This window comes from Planotetraspora kaengkrachanensis, from assembly GCF_016862895.1.
GTDB classification, from domain to species: Bacteria; Actinomycetota; Actinomycetes; order Streptosporangiales; family Streptosporangiaceae; genus Planotetraspora; species Planotetraspora kaengkrachanensis.
Genome location: NZ_BONV01000004.1, coordinates 1 through 18,864 on the forward strand (window position 1 = coordinate 1; position 18,864 = coordinate 18,864).

An 18,864-nucleotide genomic window follows, 5' to 3' on the forward strand; every position below is an offset into this window, starting at 1 on the left:
GAACACAGACACCAACACCAGCACAGACATCAGCACAGACACCAGCACAGACATCAGCACAGACACCGGCACCGACGCTGGCCACAGCGCCGGTCACAGCGCCGAGCCCGACCTCGCACCCCACGCGGAAACCGCTGACCAAAAGGCAGAGCAAGACACGGGTACAGAGGACACGCCAGGATCCACAGGCGCGCCCGACCCGGAACCAAGCTCAGTACCGAGGGACGAGCCGGAGCCGGAACCAAGCTCAGTACCGAGGGACGAGCCGGAGCCGGAACCAAGCTCAGTACCGAGGGACGGGCCGGAGCCGGAGCAGGAGCCGGAACTGGGGAGCCCTGGTCCGGCCTGGTGGGCGGGCCTGGGTGGGCGGGTGGATCGCCTGGTGCCGGGGTTGCTGCTGGCGACCGGGCACCTGCTGCCGGTGCGGGAGATCCACCGATTGGCGCGGACGTCGTCGCTGGTGCGGTTGGTGATGGACGCCGACGGTCAGGTCCTGGACATGGGCCGGGCGGTGCGACTGGCGACCAAGGCCCAGCGCAAAGCCGCCTTCGCCCGCTACGCCACCTGCTGGGTGCAGGGCTGCCCGCTCCCAGCCACGATGTGCCAGATCGACCATGCCGACAACTGGTCCGACGGCGGCCGTACCGACCTGCGCCTGCTCGGCCCGGCCTGCCAGTTCCACAACCGCGACCGATACCGCCGCCCCCACCTCTACCAACGCCGCAAAACCGGCAAAGACCGCTTGGCCTTCACCTACACCGGCACCCACACCAGCCGGAACACTGACCGGAACACCGGCCGGAACGCGGGAGGGCCCATCAACCACCCCACGCGAACATGATCGTCAGAGAGCGCGGCCAGTGGGCGGTTCGCTCGGTACCCGTGCGCGCCTGGACGAGTGTCCGGGCGCGAGGAAGTCGCATGCGCAGGAGTTGCGGCATGCGCATCCGACATCCATTAGCCCAGTTTATGGATCAGGCGATCGAACGGCACGGATGGGCAGGATGCGTCCGTCCGAACCCTGAAAGGCCAAGGGAGCCACCATGACCGCGCGTCCGCCGACCTTCCCCACATCCACCGTGCTCGGCTACCCGAGGATCGGGCCGAATCGGGAGTTGAAGCGGGCACTGGAGTCGTACTGGGACGGCCGCTCGACCTACCAGGACCTCCAGGGCACGGGACGGCGACTGCGAGAGGAGACCTGGCGGCGGCTCGACGGGCTGGGGCTGGGTGCGCTGCCGTCCGGGACCTTCTCGTTCTATGACCAGATGCTCGACACGGCCGTGTTGCTCGGCGCCGTCCCGGATCGATACCGGGGTGGGACCGATGAGGAGGCGTACTTCGCCATGGCGCGGGGTGCGGAGGGCGTCACGCCGCTGCGTATGACCAAGTGGTTCGACACGAACTATCACTACATCGTCCCCGAGATCGGGCCGGACACCTCGTTCCGGCTCGATGCCGCCAAGCCGCTCTCCGAGGTACGGGAGGCGCGCGAGCACGGGCTGGAGACACGACCTGTGCTGATCGGCCCGGTCACCTTCCTTCTGCTGTCGCAGGCCGCTCCGAGTGCCCCAGCCGAATTCGCCCCTCTGGACCGGCTCGCCGATGTGCTCGGGGTGTACGAGGAACTGTTGCGGGAGCTCGCCGCTGAGGGCGTCGAGTGGGTCCAGCTGGACGAGCCGGCCCTCGTCACCGACAGGACCAGCGCGGAACTGGACGCCGTCAGGGCCGCCTACGGCCGGCTGGGGAGCCTGCCCGAGCGGCCCGCCCTGTTCGTCGCCTCGTACTTCGGAGATCTCGGCGACGCCCTGCCGGCCCTCGCGGCCACGCCGGTAGAAGCCATCGGCCTCGACCTGGTGGCGGGGGGCCTTCCCGGCCTCTATGCCGCCACCCCAGGCAGGCCGACGGACGAGGCCGCACGCCCCGGAGAGATCCCCGGAAAGCTGCTCGGAAAGCTGCTCGCCGGGAAGACCGTGGTCGCGGGTGTGGTGTCGGGGCGTGACGTGTGGCGCACCGACCAGGAGCGGGCGCTAGCCGCGCTGCTCGCCCTACGCGATCAGGCCGGGCCGGCCGCGCACGTCGTCGTGAGCACGTCCTGCTCGCTGCTGCACGTGCCGTACGACCTGGATCTCGAACCGGGGCTCGATCCAGATGTGCGACGGCGACTGGCGTTCGCGGACCAGAAGATCGCGGAGGTGGTCGAGCTGGCAGCCCTCCTTGCCGCCGCACCGGCCGGTCAGGGCACCACGCCGACCGGTCAGGGCACCACGCCCGCCGCGACCCGAACGGCGGGGCCGGCGCCCAGACCCGCGCTGGAACACGCATCGGGACACACACTGCAACCCGCCCCCGTCAGGAGTCCGTACGCGGTCCGGGCGGCGGCGCAGGCGGAGCACCTGCGCTTGCCCCCGCTGCCGGTGACCACGATCGGCTCGTTCCCGCAGACCGGTGAGCTGCGTGAGGCCCGGGCGAGGCTGGCGGCGGGCGAGCTGGACGAGGCGGCCTATGACGACCTCGTCCGTGCCGAGATCGCTCGGGCGGTCGCCCTGCAGGAAGGGCTCGGGCTCGACGTGCTCGTCCACGGCGAGCCGGAACGCAACGACATGGTGCAGTACTTCGCCGAGCATCTAGACGGCTTCGCGGTCACCCGCAACGGCTGGGTGCAGTCGTACGGCTCGCGCTGCACCCGGCCGCCGATTCTGTTCGGCGACGTGCGGCGTCCGGAGCCGATCACCGTACGGTGGGCGCGCCATGCGCAGTCCCTGACGGACAAGCCGGTCAAGGGCATGCTGACCGGCCCGGTGACGATCGTGGCGTGGTCGTTCGTCCGTGACGACATTCCACTGCGCGACGTCGTGTTCCAGGTCGCGGACGCCATCGGGGACGAGGTGCGCGACCTCGAGGCGGCCGGGGTGCGGGTCATCCAGGTCGACGAGCCGGCGTTGCGCGAGCTCATGCCGCTGCGCCGGGAGGACCAGGGCGCCTATCTGGAGTGGGCCGTGGCGGCGTACCGCAGGGCCACGTCCGGCGCGGGCGACCATACGCAGATCCACACGCACCTGTGCTATTCGGACGCTGACCAGATCGTCGGCGCGATCGACGCCCTCGACGCCGACGTGACGACGATCGAGTCGGCCCGGTCGGGCGCGCGGATCCTCGACGAGGAGGCGATCGGCGACTTCGAACGGGGGCTCGGCCCCGGGGTCTACGACATCCACTCACCGCGGGTGCCGAGCACCTGGGAGATCGAGGTCGCGCTCAAGGCGGCGTTGCGGGTGCTGCCCGCCGACCGGGTCTGGGTCAACCCGGACTGCGGGCTGAAGACCCGGACGTACGAACAGGTCGAGGCCGCGCTCACCAACCTCGTCGCCGCGGCGCGGCACCTCAGGGGCGACCAGCCCTCGTGACGGGCGCCTCAGGCGTTGCTCGTCGCCGGCCGCAGGCGCGGCAGGCGGCGAGCCTGCGTCCGGTAGCGGAGGACCTGGACGGCGCCGAGAATCCACACCGGATACTGCACGGCGAACGCCCAGCGGTAGTCGCCCTGGACGTCCATCGAGACGCCGATCGCAGCGATCACCGACATGGAGGCGACGAAGCCGCCGCCGTTGACGATGCCGGTGGCGACGCCGATCCGCTCGGCCGGGTTTAAGGTCCGCGCGTAGTCGAAGCCGATCATCGATCCCGGCCCGTTCGTCGCGAGCGTGACCATGAGCAGCACGAGCAGCCACAGGGGCACGGGGGCCGGCCACAGGAGGACGAGCGTCCAGGCTCCCGCCGTGCTCGCGATGATCGTCAGCACCATCCACGATCGCCGAAGCGGGAAACGGCCGGCGAGGAAGCCGAACAGCGGCCCGCAGATCATCGACAGCACGGTGATCGTGGTCAGCAGCAGTCCCGCCGTACGCGGGGGCAGCCCCTGGCCCTGGACCAGGAACGGGTACCCCCACAGGATCGTGAAGGCCGCGGCCGACGACTGGGTGGCGGCGTGCGTCCACATCCCGAGCCGGGTGCCCGGCTCGGCCCACGCGGCGCGCATCGCGGGCGTGGTCGTCTCCGTCTCGGGCCGCCGGTCGCGCAACGCCGTGCTGACCACGAGGAGGGAGACCACGCCGAGCGCGGCGGCTCCGAGGAAGGTCGGCGTCCAGCCGTTCGCGTGCAGGGAGGTGATCAGCGGCACGGCCGAGGCGACCGCCCCCAGTTGACCGAGCAGCCCGGTGAGCTGGACGATCACGGGGTTGCGCCGTGGCGGGAACCACACGCTGATGATCCGGATGACGCTGATGAACGTCATCGCGTCGCCGCAGCCGATGAGGATGCGGCCGGCGGCGGCCCCGGGCAGGTTGCCGGCCACGGCGAAGACGAACTGGCCGAGCGCCATCACCGACGCTCCGGCCAGCAACATGCGTTTGGAGCCGAACCGGTCGACCAGGATCCCGACGGGGATCTGCATCGCCGCGTAGACCAGCAGCTGGACCATGGCGAGGATGGACAGCCCGGTCGCGCCGACACCGAAGCGGGCCGAGGCGTCGAGACCCGTGACGCCGAGGGATTGGCGGTGGAAGACCGCGATCATGTAGGCGACGACGCCGGCGGTCCAATAGATCAAGGGTCTGCGCGTTCCACCGCTTCGTCCCATAGCTGAGGATTTTACCGATATGTACGGCTTGCGCCTGGAGTGTCCAACTGATGGACCTCCAGGCGCAGGCCGCGCGGTCAGCCGACGAGGGCGGGCGCCCGTTCCTCCCGCGTGTCGTCGTCGTGGTCGTCGTCGTGGTCGCCGTGGGAGAGCTGGGGCAGCCAGTTGAGCCACCGCGGCAGGTACCAGTTCCAGTCGCCCAGCAGCTTCATCGTCGCCGGCAGCAGGACGGCGCGCACGATCGTCGCGTCGATCAGGATGGCGGCCGCCAGGCCGATGCCCATCTGCATGAACGTCAGCAGCGACAGCGTGGCGAAGGTCGAGAACACCGCCACCATGATGAGCGCCGCGCTGGTGACCACGGCGGCGGTGCTCTTGATGCCGGTCGCGATCGCGTCCTCGGTGCGCATGCCCCTGTCGTAGGCCTCCCGGATCCGGCTGAGGATGAAGACGTGGTAGTCCATCGACAGGCCGAAGAGGATCACGAAAAGGAACAACGGCAGCCAGTTGGTGATCGAACCGGTGGAGGTGAAGCCGAGCAGGTCCTCGCCGTACCCCCTCTGGAAGACCAGGACGAGCACGCCGTAGGCCGCCGCGACGGACAGCAGGTTGAGCAGGATCGCCTTGACCGCGACCACCAGTGAGCGGAACGAGATCAGCAGCAGGACGAAGGCCAGCAGCAGCACGAAGCCGAACACGAGCGGGATCGACCGGCGGAGCTGCTCGTCGAAGTCCATCGAGCCCGCTGCTGCGCCGGTGACGTGTGCTCCGGGAATCGTGGCGGGGATGACCTTCTCACGCAGAGTGCGGACGGCGTGCTCCGAGACCGCGTCCATCCCGGTGCCCTTGATGCCGATGGCGATCTGCGCCACCGTCTTGTCAGGATTTATCCGGACGCTGATCGGTTCGTTCGCCTCGCCGGTCGCAAGCGCCTGCTTCTTGAACTCCTCGATCGAGGCCGTGAACTGCGGAGTCGTCACATCGGCTGCCTTGATGACGACGACGGCGGGCTCGTTCCCGCCGGGGAAGGCCTTGTCGATCCGCTTGAAGGTCTCGGCGATCGAGTAGTCGCCCTGCAGGTCGTCGATGGTCTGCGCGCCGGTCTTCAGGCTGAACGCGGGGATCGCGAGCGCGACGAGCAGGCCGCCGGCGAGGACCACGGAGATGACCGGGTGACGCAGGACCGGCCCGATGATCGCGCCCCAGAGCCGGCTCTCGCCGCCCCGCACGCCGAGGATGCGCCGCCAGCCGACCCTGCCCCGGGTGACGGTCCGCACGGTGCCGTGGATCAACCGGGCGTCGATCTTGTCGCCGATCAGCGAGAGCAGCGCGGGCAGGGCGGTCAGAGAGCCGACGACGGCCGTCAGGACCACGAGGATCGTGCCCTCGGCGAAGCCCATGAAGATGCCGTTGCCGGTCAGGAACATCCCCGCCATCGCCACGATGACCGTGATGCCGGAGATCAGGACGGCCCTGCCGGACGTGGCGGCGGCGATCTCGATGGCCGCGCGCTTGTCACGGCCCTTCGCCCGCTCCTCGCGTTGCCGCATGATGTAGAAGAGGCTGTAGTCGACCCCGACCGCGAGGCCGATGAGCAACATCACGTTGCTGGTCGCCGAGTCGACGTGCAGGAGCTGGCTGGTGAGCGCCAGCAGACCGGTGGCCGAGAAGATCGCCGTCATCGCCAGGGCGACCGGGACCAGCGCGGCCAGCAACGCGCCGAAGGCGGCGAGCAGGATGCCGAGGGTGATCGGAAGCGACAGTTGCTCGGCGCGCACGAAGTCCTTGTCGATCGCCTCGCCGATCAGTTTGTCGCCGCTCGCCCCGCCGGCCTCCTCAACCCGGAGGTCGGGGTGGGCCCGTTGCACGCCCGCGACGGCGTCGAGCACCGGCTGGATCCGGTCGGCGGCCGTCGCCGCCTCCCCCTTCATGTCGAACTGGACCAGGGTCGTGCGCCGGTCCTCGGTGACGGGTGAGGGTTCCGCGTCGTACGGCGTGCGCACGTTCTCGACCTGGCCGGTGGCCTCGACCGCGCTCTTCACGCCCATGACGGCCTCGCGGAACGCGGGGTCGCCTGTGGTGAGCGTCCCCGTGCGCGACTGGATCAAGACGACTTCACTGGCGACGTCCTTGTAGTTCGCGCCGTCCAGGATCTGCTCGGCCTGGCGGGAGTCTCCGTTGGAGCTCTCGTAACCCTTCATTTCCGCCGTGCCGACGGCACTTCCGACGAATGTCGCCGCGGTGACGAAGACGATCCAGATCAGCAGGGCCGACCATCGATGGCGGGCACTCCAGCCGCCGATCGAGGCGGCGAGGTTCTTACGGCGTCTCATGCTCTCTCCCTCAGTGGATGCCTCAACCGTAGAAATCGATCAAGGTGTCCACATCGGGCCCGCTGACCAGATCAGACGTCCTGCGACCGGGGGATTACTCTCGTGCTCGAGATCTAGGGGACGTCCCTGAGCCGGGTCTCGGGGAACCCCGGCTAGGCTCCTGCCATGCGCTCCTTCTGCGGCCAGGCGTCGTCATGATCCCCGCGGATGTCTTCTACGCCGGGCTGAGCAAGGTGGTGGCGGCCGCGGCCGGCTTCATCACCGATCCCTCCGGCCGTGTCCTGTTGGTCAAGCCCAACTACCGGGATCACTGGGGCTGGCCCGGAGGCCATGTCGACGAGGGCGAGTCGCCGGACGTCGCCTGCGCCCGCGAGGTGCTGGAGGAGCTCGGGCTGGAGCCCCCGGTCGGTCGCCTGCTGGTCGTCCACTGGGTTCCCCCGATCGACGACCGACCCCTCCCGCTCGTCCACTTCCTGTTCGACTGCGGCACGGTGGTCGACGGCAACAGCGTCGTGCTGCAGGCGGAGGAACTCGAGGGCTACGGCTTCTTCACCGCGGAGGAGGCCGGCTCGATCATGCCGTCCTATCTGGCGCGCCGCCTGACGGCCGCGCAGGACGCCCGCGCGTCCAACACCACCGTCTACATCGGCTCGTTCGCATAGCCGGAGGCCGCCCCCCATGGAGATCAGGGAAGCGGCACGCCGCTTCGTCCGCACGTGGGAGCGGGGCTGGGCGTCGCACGACGTCGAGCTGATCCTCTCCTTGTACGCCGAGGACTGCCGGCATCGCTCGATGCCGTTCCGTCCCGTCCATCGCGGCCGGCAGGAGCTGGCCGACTACATCCGATGGTCGTTCGAGGACGAGCGGGTCGAGAGCGTCCGCTTCGGCGATCCGCTCGTCGATGGCGACACGGCGGTGGCCGAGTTCGTCGTCCTGTCGTCAGAGGACGGCGGGCCGGTGACGCTGGCCGGCTGCGTGATCGTACGGTTCGACCCTGCCGGGTTCGCCGTGGAGTCGCGTGACTACTGGCATGTCGCCCAGGGCCATGTGAGCCTCGGCTGACGGCCGTCCTCGATTAAGGACGCGTTCTCGCGGAATAGGCGGGGGGGAACGGTCGTGATTGGACGAGGACGGGATGACGATGGACGACGCGGAGATCAGGGACCAGTTGCAGGAAGTGGAGACGGAGCTGGTCAGGCTGCGGGAGAGCGCCGCGGAAATCCGGCGGGAGATCGGCGAGCGCTGGGACGCTCCGACGGACGCCGCGGAGATGGCGACGGTGATCACCAACGCCGAGCAGCAGGAGGCGCTGATCGAGACGCTCGAGGCCAGACGCGAGCGGCTGCGGCAACGACTCGGCACGTCCTGACACGGTCTGCGGATCGCCTTCTTCGCCGGACCTCCTCCGTCTTCGGACTACCTCGCCTATAGTTTCGCTGAAGATACTATCTCTAGCGATACTATTGGGGACGGATGAGCGCCTTCGTGGGGCGAGAGGCCGAGCTCGCGTCGTTGCAAATCCTCCTAGACCGGGTCACGGCAGAGATCGGTGGCGCGCGCCCGGGGCGATGCGTGCTCATGCGCGGACGCAGGCGCATCGGGAAATCGGCGCTGACCGAGGAGTTCGTGAGCCGTAGCGGCCTCACGAACCTCTACTTCACCGCCGCACGTGGCAGCGCCGAACAGGAACTCGGACAACTGCGCGCCGATGTGGCGGGTTCGCCGCTTCCGCATCGGGATGTGTTCGAGGACGCCGCTCCCGCGAACTGGAACAGTGCGCTCCAGATGCTCGCGGACGTGGTTCCGGACGACGCACCGTCGATCCTGGTGATCGACGAGGTGCCTTACCTGATGGAGCGGGTCGACGGATTCGAAGGAGCGCTTCAGCGCGCGTGGGATCGCTTTCTCAGCCGGAAGCCGGTGCTGCTGATCCTGATCGGATCGGATCTGTCGATGATGGAGGCTCTCAACAGCTACGAGCGGCCGTTCCACCAGAGGGGGACGGAGATGGTGGTGAAGCCGCTCAACCCCGCGGAGATCCAGACGATGTTGCATCTGGATGCGGCGACGGCCTTCGACGCCGCGCTGGTCACCGGAGGTCTGCCGCTGATCTGCGCGGAGTGGTCGCCGGGAGCCTCGCTCTGGCAATTTCTGCACAGCGCGCTGACCAACCCCCTCTCGGCGCTGCTCGTCTCGGCGGAGAGGTCTCAGGCCGCGGAGTTTCCCGATTACGCGATGGCCAGGGACGTGCTGGGAGCCATCGGGACCGGTGAGCGGACCTTCACCAACATCGCCAGAGCCGCGGGTGGCATCTCCCATTCGACCCTCACCAGGGCGGCCGACGTCCTGGACGCCAAAGGCGTGGTGACCTCGGAGCTGCCCCTTTCGACCCGCCCGTCGAAGGAGCGCCGCTACCGGATCAGTGATCCCTACCTCCGGTTCTGGTTCTACTTCCTCCGGCCGCACATGCCGGAGATCGAACGGCGCCGCGGGGATCTCACCCTCCGGCGGATCGCCGAGCGGTGGAGCGCATGGCGCGGACGGGCGATCGAGCCGATTGTGCGTGAGTCGCTGGCAAGGCACTTGCCCGGAGAATCGCTGCCGGAGGCCGGCGCTATCGGCTCCTACTGGACGCGGAGCAACGACGTGGAGATCGACATCGTCGGCGCCGACCGCGGGCCGATCGCGAAAGAGATCGTGTTCGCCGGATCGATCAAGTGGCTGGAGAGCGCGTTCGATGACCACGACTTCCAGAAGCTGATCAGACATCGGGCCGTGCTCACGGATCGCCCCGTCCCGCTGGTGATCGTCTCGCGTAACGGTGCCTCCTGCAGCGGGGCGGCCGCCGTCCTCGGCCCGAAGGAACTTGTCGCCGCCTGGCGCTGACGGTCGTCAGCGGAGGGGGAGCCGGGCGCCCGCGCGGATCCAGACGTCCCGGTCGCCCCTCGGCAGGTAGGTGATCGGCTGCTCGCCCCGCCGTACGAGATCGCGGATGTCGGAGACCACGCCCTGGGCGCGGGCCTGGACCAGCGCGTTGCCGAGCGCCGCGGCCTCGACGGGGCCGGCGACGACGGGGAGGCCGGTGGCGTCCGCGGTCATCTGGCACAGCAGCGCGTTGCGCGCTCCGCCGCCGACCAGGTGGACGACCTCGACCTCCTGGCCGGTGAGCCGTACGGCGTCGTCGATGGTGCGGCGGTAGGCGAGTGCGAGGCTCTCCAGGACGCACCGGACGGTCGCGGCGCGGCCGCCGGGCGGGCGCTGGCCGGTTCGCTCACAGTAGGCGTCGATCCGGGCGGGCATGTCTCCCGGCGGCAGGAACACCGGATCGTCAGGGTCGATCAGCGCCTGGAACGGCCGGGCCTGCTCGGCCGCCGTGAGCAGCGCGGGAAGGTCGCCGTCGCCCCAGGCGCGCAGCGACTCCTGCAGGATCCACAGGCCCATCACGTTGCGCAGGTAGCGGATCGTGCCGTCGAGCCCGGTCTCGTTGCCGAACCCGGCCAGCATGCTCTCCTCGCTGAGGACCGGCCGGGGCGTCTCGATGCCGACCAGCGACCAGGTCCCCGAGGAGATGTACGCGAACCGGTCGGTCCTGGCGGGCACGGCGGCGACGGCTGATGCCGTGTCGTGTGAGGCGACCGCGGTGACGGGGGTCGCGGGCGACAGGCCGGTCTCCTCGGCGATCTCGGCGCGCAGCGTTCCGGAGGGCGCTCCCGGTCTCCGCAGCTCCGGCAGGATGCCGTACGGGATGCCCAGCCGCTCGGCCAGCCCCTTCGCCCAGGCGCCGGCGCGGACGTCGTAGAGCCCGGTGGTGGACGCGTTCGTCACCTCGGCTCCGCGTGATCCGGTCAGCCAGTAGGTGAGCAGGTCGGGGATCATGAGCAACGTCTCCGCACGGTCGAGGAGCGGCTCGGCGAGCAGTTGGTAGATCGTGTTGAACGGCAGGAACTGCAGCCCGGTGATCTGGTAGAGCTCGGCGTTCCCCAGTTCGCCTGCCGTCCGCTCCGCGACACCGGTGGTCCGCCCGTCGCGATAGTGCACGGGGTTGCCGAGGAGCCGCCCGTCCGCGTCGAGCAGGCCGTAGTCGACCGCCCACGAGTCGATGCCGATCGAGTCGACCTGGCCGGCCAGGCGCAGGCCGTCCAGCATGCCCTGATGCAGGGAGAGGATGTCCCAGTGCAGGGTTCCCGCGGCGCGGACCGGACGGTTGGCGAAGCGGTGGACCTCGTCGACGCGCACGCGGTCGCCGTCGATCCTTACGGTGATCACCCGGCCGCTGGACGCGCCGAGATCCACCGCCGCGTAGACGCTCATCCGGTCTCCTCCGGTCGGGGGTCTGCCGGGTCCCGACGCCCGCCGGTGGACTCGCGGACGACGAGCTCGGGCTGGAACACGACCTGCTGGTGGGCGTGGGTGTCCGGGTTGTCGCACTCGTCGAGCAGCAGTTCGGTGGCGATGCGCCCGAGCTGGTGGGTCGGCTGCCGGACGGAGCTCAGCGACACGGCGGAGGCTGCGGCGAAGTCGATGTCGTCGTAGCCGATCAGCGAGATGTCGCCCGGCACGCGCACCCCGGCCTGGAGCAGGCCGCGCAGCATGCCGACGGCGAGCAGGTCGTTGGCGCAGAAGATGGCCTCGGGCAGGCTGCCGGAGGCCAGCAGCCGCTCCGCGGCCTGCTGGCCGTACTTCGCCGTCATCGCGGGGATCTCGATCGGCTCGAGGACCGTTTCCGGGTCGAGGCCGGCGGCGGTCACCGCCCTCGCCGCGCCCTCGCCGCGGTCGGCGCACTGGCGGAGTGTGCCCGGGCCGGTCAGGTAGCCGATCCGGCGGGCGCCGCGTTCGAGCAGGTGGGACACCGCGAGCCGGCCGCCCGTGATGTCGTTGACGGTCACCGAGCACTGGTCGGGCCGGTGGGCCGGATGATCGAGGAGGACCACCCTGATGCCGCGGTCGCGCAGCGCGTCGAGACGGGCGGGGTCGTCGTCGGTGGGGGTGATCAACACGCCCCGGACCCGTTGCTCGGCGAGGACGAGCAGGTTGCGCTCCTCCTTGGCCCGCGAGCCCGCGGAGTTGCCGAGGATGACCGCGTAGCCGCGCTCGCTCGCCGCCTCCTCGACCCCCGCGGCGATGTCGGTGAAGAACGGGTTGCCGATGTCCATGACCGACAACCCGACCGTGCGGCTGTGGCCCGCCCGCAACGTCGACGCGGAGCCGTGCCGGACGAAACCGAGCTCGCTGATGACGCGCAGTACGCGTTCCCGGGTCGCGGGAGCCACCCGTTCCGGCCGGTTGAGGACGTTGGAGATGGTGCCGGGCGACACCCCGGCCCGGGTGGCGACATCCCTGATGCTGACTGTCCCCACGGTCCTCCTCACGTCCTCATCCATTAAAACGTGTTAGCAAATATTGGCCAGACCTTACCTGATCCGACGGATCTGGAGCTCCCGGCCCTCGTTCTGGAGGGCGCGTAACACATCGGAAACGGCCTCTTCACTACCCATTGACAAGCCCTGAGGCCGCGGCTTAGCTTCCGGGAACCGCGTTGTAAAACGTTTTTCACCCATAGGCCGGGAAGGAGTGTGACGCGTGACTGGAGCGGCTGAAGCGACGGCGCCGCACGGGCCGGGGACCGGGGACGCGCCGCCTGTGCTGGCGCTCGCCGGGGTGAGCAAGTCCTTCGGGGCGGTCCGCGCCCTGCGCGATGTCTCCCTCGAGCTGCACGCCGGAGAGGCGCACGCCCTTGCCGGTGAGAACGGGGCCGGGAAGTCGACGCTCGTGAAGACGCTCTCCGGCGTCCACCGTCCCGACTCGGGCCAGGTCCTCATGGACGGGCGGCCCGTCGAGTTCCACAAGCCCGCGGACGCCCAGCGGCACGGGGTGGCGGTGATTTACCAGGAGCCGACGATGTTCCCCGACCTGTCGGTCGCGGAGAACATCTTCATCGGGCGCCAGCCCCGCGCGTCGCTCGGCCGGATCGACCGCGGCGCGATGCGCGCACGGGCGGCCGAACTGTTCGCCCGGCTGGGCGTCGCGCTCGATCCCGAGCAGCCCGCCCGCGGGCTGTCCATCGCCGACCAGCAGCTCGTGGAGATCGCCAAGGCGCTGTCCCGCGACGCCCGGGTGCTCATCATGGACGAGCCCACGGCAGCGCTGTCCGTCAACGAGGTCGCGCGGCTGTTCACCGTCGTCAAGGCGCTGCGCGAGCAGGGCTGCGCTGTGCTGTTCATCTCCCACCGGCTGGACGAGATCTTCGAGCTCTGCCAGCGGGTCACGACCCTCCGCGACGGCGCCTGGATCGCCGGCGAAGCGGTCGCCGGGCTGACCCACGAGGCGTTGATCCGCCGGATGGTCGGCCGCGACCTCGACACCCTCTACCCGAAGCTCGACGCCGCCACGGGCGAGGTCGCGCTCAAGGTCCACCGCCTCACCCGCGAGGGCGTCTTCACCGACGTCTCCTTCGAGGTGCGCCGCGGTGAGATCGTCGCCCTCGCCGGCCTAGTGGGCGCGGGGCGCAGCGAGGTGGCGCGGGCCGTGTTCGGCGTGGACCGCTGGGACGCCGGGTGGGTGGAGGTGAACGGGCGGCGGCTGCCTCCCGCGTCGCCGACCGCCGCGATGTCGGCGGGCGTGGCTCTGGTCCCCGAGGACCGCCGGCAGCAGGGCCTGGTGATGGACCAGTCGATCGAGCGCAACATCGGGCTGACCGGGCTGAAGCGACTTCGGCGCGGCCCGGTCATCTCGCGTGCGGCCGAGCGCGACCGGGCCCGCGACTGGGCGATCCGGCTGCAGCTGAAGTTCAACCGGCTCTCCGACGCCGTGAACGTGTTGTCCGGCGGCAACCAGCAGAAGGTCGTCCTCGCCAAGTGGCTCTCGACCCGCCCGCAGGTGCTGATCATCGACGAGCCCACCCGCGGGATCGACGTCGGCACCAAGGCCGAGGTCCACCGGGTCCTGTCGGAGCTGGCCTCCGACGGCATGGCCGTACTGATGATCTCCTCCGAGCTGCCCGAGGTCCTGGGCATGGCGGACAGGGTGCTCGTCATGCAGGAGGGCCGGCTGGTCGCCGAGATCCCCCGCGCGGAGGCCACCGAGGAGAGCGTGATGACGGCGGCGGCCGGGAGGACCTCATGACCGCCGTGACAGCGGGACGCAGCACCCGCGGGATCGTCGACCTGGTCTTCCGGGCCAGGGAGCTGAGCATCGTCCTGGCGCTCGCCGTCCTCGTCGCCGTGACCGCGGCGGCGAACGGCAACTTCCTGTCCGCCCAGGGGCTGAAGGACATCTTCCTCAACGCCGCGATCCTCGCTCTGCTCGCCGTCGGCCAGTCCTTCGTGGTCATCACGAGGAACATCGACCTGTCCGTCGGGTCGGTCGTCGGGCTGGTCGCGTTCACCGTCGGAGACGTCCTGGCCGCCAACCAGGGCCTGGGCGTCGGGGTGGCGATCGTGCTCGGGATCGTGATCGGCTGCGTGTGCGGCCTGGTCAACGGCCTTCTCGTGAGCTTCGGCAAGGTGCCCGCCCTCGTGGTGACCCTGGGCACGCTGTACGTCATCCAGGGCCTCGACCACGCGATCGCCCACGGCAGGCAGATCAACGCCGTGGACCTGCCGCGGTCGGTGCTCTCGCTGGGCAACGGCAGCGTGCTCGGCATCCCGTACCTGCCGCTGATCACCGTCGTCGTGATGCTGGCCGTCGGCTACTACCTGCGCTCGTACGCCTCGGGGCGGGACTTCTACGCCATCGGGTCGAGCCCGGAGGCCGCCGGGCTGGCCGGGGTGCCGGTGCGGCGCCGCGTGATGGCGGCCTACCTGCTGAGCGGCGCGCTCGCCGGTCTCGGCGGAGTGTTGTGGCTGGCGCGGTTCGGCACGGTCGTCGCCGACGACGCCCACGGCTGGGAACTGCAGGTCGTCAGCGCCGTCGTCGTCGGCGGCGTCGCGATCACCGGCGGCGTCGGCACCGTGTACGGCGCGGCCCTGGGGGCGCTGCTGCTCACCACCATCACGAGCGCGCTGGTCGTGCTCAAGGTGAACCCGTTCTGGCAGCAGGCGATCACCGGGGCGCTGCTGCTCCTGGCGATCAGCGTGGACCGCGTGCTGGCCCTGCGCGTCGCGCGGATACTCCGGAGGAGGAACGCCAGACATGGCAGCTGACGTGACGGCGGCGAACTCCGCGCGTGCCCCGCTCAGCCGGTTCCTCCGGTGGGACATCCTGGTCGGCGTCCTGCTGGTGCTGGTCTTCGCCGGCGGGGCCATCGGGTCGCCCGAGTTCGCCAACGCGGGCAACCTCTCGTTCGCCCTGGGCGACCTCGGGGAGATCGCGCTGATCGCCCTGGCGATGACGTTGCTCGTGGTCGCCGCGGAGGTGGACCTCTCCGTGGCGTCCGTCCTCGGCCTGTCCAGCGCGCTGGTCGGCCACCTCTGGGACGCGGGCTGGGCCATCGAGACGATCATCCCCCTGGTCGTCGTGGTGGGGGCGGTGTGCGGCCTGGTCAACGGACTGCTGGTGACCAGGCTGGGGCTCCCATCCCTCGCCGTGACGATCGGCACGCTCGCGCTCTACCGGGGACTCGCGCAGGTCGTGCTGGGTGACCGGGCGATCGCGGAGTTCCCCCAGTCGTACGTGAACCTGGCCGTGAACAACGTGCCGGGCACGCCGATCCCGTACCCCGTGGCGCTGTTCGCCGTGCTCGCGGTGATCACAGCGGTCACGCTGCACGCGACGGGATTCGGCCGGGCGCTGTTCGCGATCGGCGCGCAGGTCGAGGCGGCCCACTTCGCCGGCATCCGGGTCAAGCGGATCAAGCTCATCCTGTTCGTGGTCTCGGGGATCGTCGCGGCCTTCGCGGGCGTGGTCTACACGCTCAGGTACGGCAGCGCACGAGCGGACAACGGCAGCGGCCTCGAACTCGCGGTCATCGCCGCGGTCCTGCTCGGCGGGGTCGACTTCGACGGCGGCAAGGGCACGCTCGGCGGGGTCATCGCCGGGGTGCTGCTGATCGGGCTGCTGCGCAACCTCCTCATGCTCAACGACGTGTCGACGGAGATCCAGTCCGTCGTCACCGGACTGCTGCTGGTCATCTCAGTGATCACCCCACGTCTCGTCGCCGTGGCGCGGCAACGAAGACGCGCTCCATCGCCGGTCATGCCAACCACTCCCACCCCCTGAGGAACATCCATGTTCACTTCTCCACGAAGGTTCACCTCGGTAGTCGCCATGGTCGGTCTGGTCTCGCTCGGGCTCGCGGCCTGCGGCGGGACCACCAAGGAGTCCACCTCCTCGCAGGCGCCCGCCGCGCCGGCGCAGACGTCGGCCACCGCCGACCCGAACGCCCCGATCAAGGAAGGGCTGAAGGTCGCCTTCCTGCCCAAGCAGATCAACAACCCGTACCTGACGATCCTCGACAAGGCGGGCATCGACGCGGCGGCGGAGTACAAGGGGACGGCCAAGGAGGTCGGCCCGTCCGACGCGTCCGCGTCCTCCCAGGTCTCCTACATCAACACGCTGATCCAGCAGCAGCAGGACGCCATCCTCATCTCCGCCAACGACGCCAACGCGGTCTGCGGCCCGCTCAACCAGGCCAGGGCCAAGGGCATCAAGGTCGTGTCGTACGACTCCGACGCGTCGAAGGACTGCCGTGACCTCTTCATCAACCAGGCCAGCTCGGAGGACGTCGGCCGCAGCGAGGTGAAGATGCTCGCGGACATGATCGACCACAAGGGTGAGATCGCGGTCCTGTCGGCGACGGCCAACGCGACCAACCAGAACACCTGGATCGAGTTCATGAAGGACGAGCTCACCAAGCCCGAGTACAAGGACATGAAGCTGGTCAAGGTCGCCTACGGAGACGACGACGACCAGAAGTCCTTCCAGGAGACCCAGGGCCTGCTCCAGGCCTACCCGAACCTCAAGGGCATCATCGCCCCGACCACGGTCGGCATCGCGGCAGCCGCCCGTTACGTCTCGGGCTCCAAGTACAAGGGCAAGATCGTGGTCACCGGTCTCGGCACGCCGAACCAGATGCGCGAGTTCGTCAAGAACGGCACCGTCGAGAAGTTCGCGCTGTGGAACCCCAAGGACCTGGGCTACCTCGCCAGCTACGCCGCGGCCTCGCTGGTCTCCGGCCGGATCACCGGCGCCGAGGGGGAGAAGTTCACGGCGGGCAAGCTCGGCGAGTTCACCATCGGCAAGGACGCCGAGGTCATCCTCGGCCCGCCCTTCACCTTCGACGCGAACAACATCGACGACTTCGACTTCTAGCCATTCGCCTTCTAACCATTCGCCTTCTGGCCATTCGACCGGGTACGGCGTGCCGGCGCGCGGCACGCCGTACCCCCCAAAAGGGGGGTCCGCCATGCAGCGTGTCTGCTTCCTGCTGAAGGTCAGGCCGGACCGGATCGAGGAGTACCGCGAGCGGCATGCCGCGGTGTGGCCCGAGATGCGGGCCGCCCTCAGCGAGACCGGCTGGCACAACTACTCGCTGTTCCTACGGGAGGACGGCCTGCTGGTCGGTTACCTCGAGACCGACGACTTCGAGGCGGCCCGCGCCGCGATGGCCGAGCGGGACGTCAACACCCGATGGCAGGCGGAGATGGCGCCCCTCTTCGACGAGCTCGACGGCGCACCTGACGAGGGCATGGTCGCCCTCCGCGAAATCTTCCATCTCGACTGATTTCAACTGATCTCGACTGATCTGCACTGAAACTGACTCGACTGAATCGGGGATTCCATGAGCGACATCAAGGCGGCGTTGCGGCGGCAGCACATCGAGACGCCTTCCTGGGCGTATGCCAACAGCGGCACGCGGTTCAAGGTGTTCGCCCAGGAGGGCGTCCCCCGCGACCCGTACGAGAAGCTCGCCGACGCCGCCCAGGTGCACGCGTTCACGGGGGTGGCGCCGACGGTGGCCCTGCACATCCCGTGGGACAAGGTCGACGACTACGCAGACCTCGCCCGGCACGCGACCGACCTGGGCGTGCGGATCGGGGCCATCAACTCCAACGTGTTCCAGGACGACGCCTATCGGCTCGGCAGCGTCACCAATCCCGACCCGGCGGTGCGGCGCAAGGCGCTCGACCACCTGCTGGAGTGCGTGGACATCATGGACCAGACCGGGTCGGACACCCTCAAGCTGTGGTTCTCCGACGGCACGAACTATCCCGGCCAGGACGACATCCGTTCGCGGCAGGACCGGCTGGCCGAGGCGCTGTCCGCCGTCTACGACCGGCTCGGCGACGACCAGCGCTTCCTGCTGGAGTACAAGCTCTTCGAGCCGGCGTTCTACGTGACCGACGTGCCCGACTGGGGAACCGCCTACGCCCACTGCGTCCGCCTCGGACCGAAGGCGCAGGTGGTCGTGGACACCGGGCACCACGCACCGGGGACGAACATCGAGTTCATCGTGGCGTTCCTGCTGCGGGAGGGGAAACTCGGCGGCTTCGACTTCAACTCCCGGTTCTACGCCGACGACGACCTGATGGTCGGCGCGGCCGACCCGTTCCAGCTGTTCAGGATCATGTACGAGGTGATCCGCGGCGGCGGGTACACGTCCGACGTGGCGTTCATGCTCGACCAGTGCCACAACATCGAGCCCAAGATCCCCGGCCAGATCCGCTCGGTCATGAACGTGCAGGAGGCCACCGCCAAGGCGCTGCTCGTCGACGCCGACGCACTGGCCGCCGCGCAGGCGGAGGGTGACGTGCTCGGCGCCAACGCGGTGCTGATGGACGCCTACAACACCGACGTCCGCCCGATCCTCGCCGAACTGCGCCAGGAGATGGGACTGGACCCCGACCCGATGAAGGCCTACGCCCGCTCGGGCTACTTCGAGAAGATCCGGACCGAACGCGTGGGCGGCACGCAGGCCGGCTGGGGCGCCTGACCAGCGCGTTTCAGCGATATAGGGGG

At 69.5% G+C, this 18,864-nt stretch carries 16 protein-coding genes; 12 read left to right on the forward strand and 4 right to left on the reverse strand.

Annotated features, from left to right (window positions below; all coding sequences use genetic code 11):
• Positions 1-370: 370 nt before the first annotated feature.
• Both Pka01_RS06435 and metE read left to right on the forward strand, forming a co-directional pair.
• Positions 371-841: an HNH endonuclease signature motif containing protein gene (locus Pka01_RS06435; protein ID WP_203881684.1), complete on the forward strand. Its 471-nt coding sequence runs from the start codon at positions 371-373 to the stop codon at positions 839-841.
• Between the two features lie 202 nt (positions 842-1,043).
• Positions 1,044-3,407, forward strand: coding sequence for a 5-methyltetrahydropteroyltriglutamate--homocysteine S-methyltransferase (gene metE / locus Pka01_RS06440; RefSeq protein WP_203881685.1), 2,364 nt, complete (start codon positions 1,044-1,046; stop codon positions 3,405-3,407).
• An 8-nt stretch (positions 3,408-3,415) separates the two neighbouring features.
• Here metE and Pka01_RS06445 read toward each other — a convergent pair whose 3' ends face one another.
• Both Pka01_RS06445 and Pka01_RS06450 read right to left on the reverse strand, forming a co-directional pair.
• Entirely contained in the window at positions 3,416-4,636 is a 1,221-nt protein-coding gene (locus tag Pka01_RS06445; protein WP_239114780.1) for an MFS transporter, read from the reverse strand.
• 77 nt (positions 4,637-4,713) lie between these two features.
• Positions 4,714-6,969: an MMPL family transporter gene (locus Pka01_RS06450; protein WP_203881686.1), complete on the reverse strand. Its 2,256-nt coding sequence runs from the start codon at positions 6,967-6,969 to the stop codon at positions 4,714-4,716.
• A 194-nt stretch (positions 6,970-7,163) separates the two neighbouring features.
• Between Pka01_RS06450 and Pka01_RS06455 the strand changes: the two genes are divergently transcribed.
• The 4 genes from Pka01_RS06455 to Pka01_RS06470 all read left to right on the forward strand — a co-directional run bounded on the left by Pka01_RS06455 (position 7,164) and on the right by Pka01_RS06470 (position 9,855).
• On the forward strand, positions 7,164-7,631 hold the full coding sequence (locus tag Pka01_RS06455) for an NUDIX domain-containing protein (RefSeq protein WP_203881687.1): 468 nt from the start codon (positions 7,164-7,166) through the stop codon (positions 7,629-7,631).
• Positions 7,632-7,647: 16 nt separating this feature from the next.
• Positions 7,648-8,031 (forward strand): nuclear transport factor 2 family protein, encoded by a 384-nt coding sequence (locus Pka01_RS06460; RefSeq protein WP_203881688.1) that lies wholly within the window; start codon positions 7,648-7,650, stop codon positions 8,029-8,031.
• A 73-nt stretch (positions 8,032-8,104) separates the two neighbouring features.
• Complete coding sequence (locus Pka01_RS06465) at positions 8,105-8,338, forward strand: hypothetical protein (RefSeq protein WP_203881689.1); 234 nt, start codon at positions 8,105-8,107, stop codon at positions 8,336-8,338.
• A gap of 104 nt (positions 8,339-8,442) precedes the next feature.
• Positions 8,443-9,855, forward strand: coding sequence for an ATP-binding protein (locus Pka01_RS06470; protein WP_203881690.1), 1,413 nt, complete (start codon positions 8,443-8,445; stop codon positions 9,853-9,855).
• A gap of 6 nt (positions 9,856-9,861) precedes the next feature.
• Here Pka01_RS06470 and Pka01_RS06475 read toward each other — a convergent pair whose 3' ends face one another.
• Entirely contained in the window at positions 9,862-11,280 is a 1,419-nt protein-coding gene (locus Pka01_RS06475) for a rhamnulokinase (protein WP_203881691.1), read from the reverse strand.
• Complete coding sequence (locus Pka01_RS06480) at positions 11,277-12,326, reverse strand: LacI family DNA-binding transcriptional regulator (RefSeq protein ID WP_239114781.1); 1,050 nt, start codon at positions 12,324-12,326, stop codon at positions 11,277-11,279. The genes Pka01_RS06475 and Pka01_RS06480 overlap by 4 nt, the downstream gene beginning before the upstream one ends.
• Before the next feature lie 301 nt (positions 12,327-12,627).
• Here Pka01_RS06480 and Pka01_RS06485 point away from each other — a divergent pair, with 301 nt between their 5' ends.
• From Pka01_RS06485 to rhaI, 6 genes are all read left to right on the forward strand, one after another.
• A complete protein-coding gene (locus Pka01_RS06485) occupies positions 12,628-14,091 on the forward strand; it encodes a sugar ABC transporter ATP-binding protein (protein WP_203882004.1) in 1,464 nt (487 codons plus the stop codon).
• Positions 14,088-15,110 (forward strand): ABC transporter permease, encoded by a 1,023-nt coding sequence (locus Pka01_RS06490; protein WP_203881693.1) that lies wholly within the window; start codon positions 14,088-14,090, stop codon positions 15,108-15,110. The genes Pka01_RS06485 and Pka01_RS06490 overlap by 4 nt, the downstream gene beginning before the upstream one ends.
• Entirely contained in the window at positions 15,100-16,125 is a 1,026-nt protein-coding gene (locus Pka01_RS06495; protein ID WP_203881694.1) for an ABC transporter permease, read from the forward strand. Before Pka01_RS06490 ends, Pka01_RS06495 begins: the two co-directional genes overlap by 11 nt.
• A 9-nt stretch (positions 16,126-16,134) precedes the next feature.
• Positions 16,135-17,217: a rhamnose ABC transporter substrate-binding protein gene (gene rhaS, locus Pka01_RS06500; protein ID WP_203881695.1), complete on the forward strand. Its 1,083-nt coding sequence runs from the start codon at positions 16,135-16,137 to the stop codon at positions 17,215-17,217.
• A 94-nt stretch (positions 17,218-17,311) separates the two neighbouring features.
• Positions 17,312-17,629, forward strand: coding sequence for an L-rhamnose mutarotase (locus Pka01_RS06505; RefSeq protein WP_203881696.1), 318 nt, complete (start codon positions 17,312-17,314; stop codon positions 17,627-17,629).
• A gap of 57 nt (positions 17,630-17,686) precedes the next feature.
• Positions 17,687-18,838: an L-rhamnose isomerase gene (gene rhaI / locus Pka01_RS06510; RefSeq protein ID WP_203881697.1), complete on the forward strand. Its 1,152-nt coding sequence runs from the start codon at positions 17,687-17,689 to the stop codon at positions 18,836-18,838.
• Positions 18,839-18,864 lie beyond the last annotated feature (26 nt).

Coding starts and splice junctions, on each gene's coding strand:
- metE (WP_203881685.1), top strand. CDS start 1,044: ATGACCGCGCGTCCGCCGACCTTCCCCACATCCACCGTGCTCGGCTAC.
- Pka01_RS06445 (WP_239114780.1), bottom strand. CDS start 4,636: ATGGGACGAAGCGGTGGAACGCGCAGACCCTTGATCTATTGGACCGCC.
- Pka01_RS06450 (WP_203881686.1), bottom strand. CDS start 6,969: ATGAGACGCCGTAAGAACCTCGCCGCCTCGATCGGCGGCTGGAGTGCC.
- Pka01_RS06455 (WP_203881687.1), top strand. CDS start 7,164: ATGATCCCCGCGGATGTCTTCTACGCCGGGCTGAGCAAGGTGGTGGCG.
- Pka01_RS06460 (WP_203881688.1), top strand. CDS start 7,648: ATGGAGATCAGGGAAGCGGCACGCCGCTTCGTCCGCACGTGGGAGCGG.
- Pka01_RS06465 (WP_203881689.1), top strand. CDS start 8,105: ATGACGATGGACGACGCGGAGATCAGGGACCAGTTGCAGGAAGTGGAG.
- Pka01_RS06470 (WP_203881690.1), top strand. CDS start 8,443: ATGAGCGCCTTCGTGGGGCGAGAGGCCGAGCTCGCGTCGTTGCAAATC.
- Pka01_RS06475 (WP_203881691.1), bottom strand. CDS start 11,280: ATGAGCGTCTACGCGGCGGTGGATCTCGGCGCGTCCAGCGGCCGGGTG.
- Pka01_RS06490 (WP_203881693.1), top strand. CDS start 14,088: ATGACCGCCGTGACAGCGGGACGCAGCACCCGCGGGATCGTCGACCTG.
- Pka01_RS06495 (WP_203881694.1), top strand. CDS start 15,100: ATGGCAGCTGACGTGACGGCGGCGAACTCCGCGCGTGCCCCGCTCAGC.
- rhaS (WP_203881695.1), top strand. CDS start 16,135: ATGTTCACTTCTCCACGAAGGTTCACCTCGGTAGTCGCCATGGTCGGT.
- Pka01_RS06505 (WP_203881696.1), top strand. CDS start 17,312: ATGCAGCGTGTCTGCTTCCTGCTGAAGGTCAGGCCGGACCGGATCGAG.
- rhaI (WP_203881697.1), top strand. CDS start 17,687: ATGAGCGACATCAAGGCGGCGTTGCGGCGGCAGCACATCGAGACGCCT.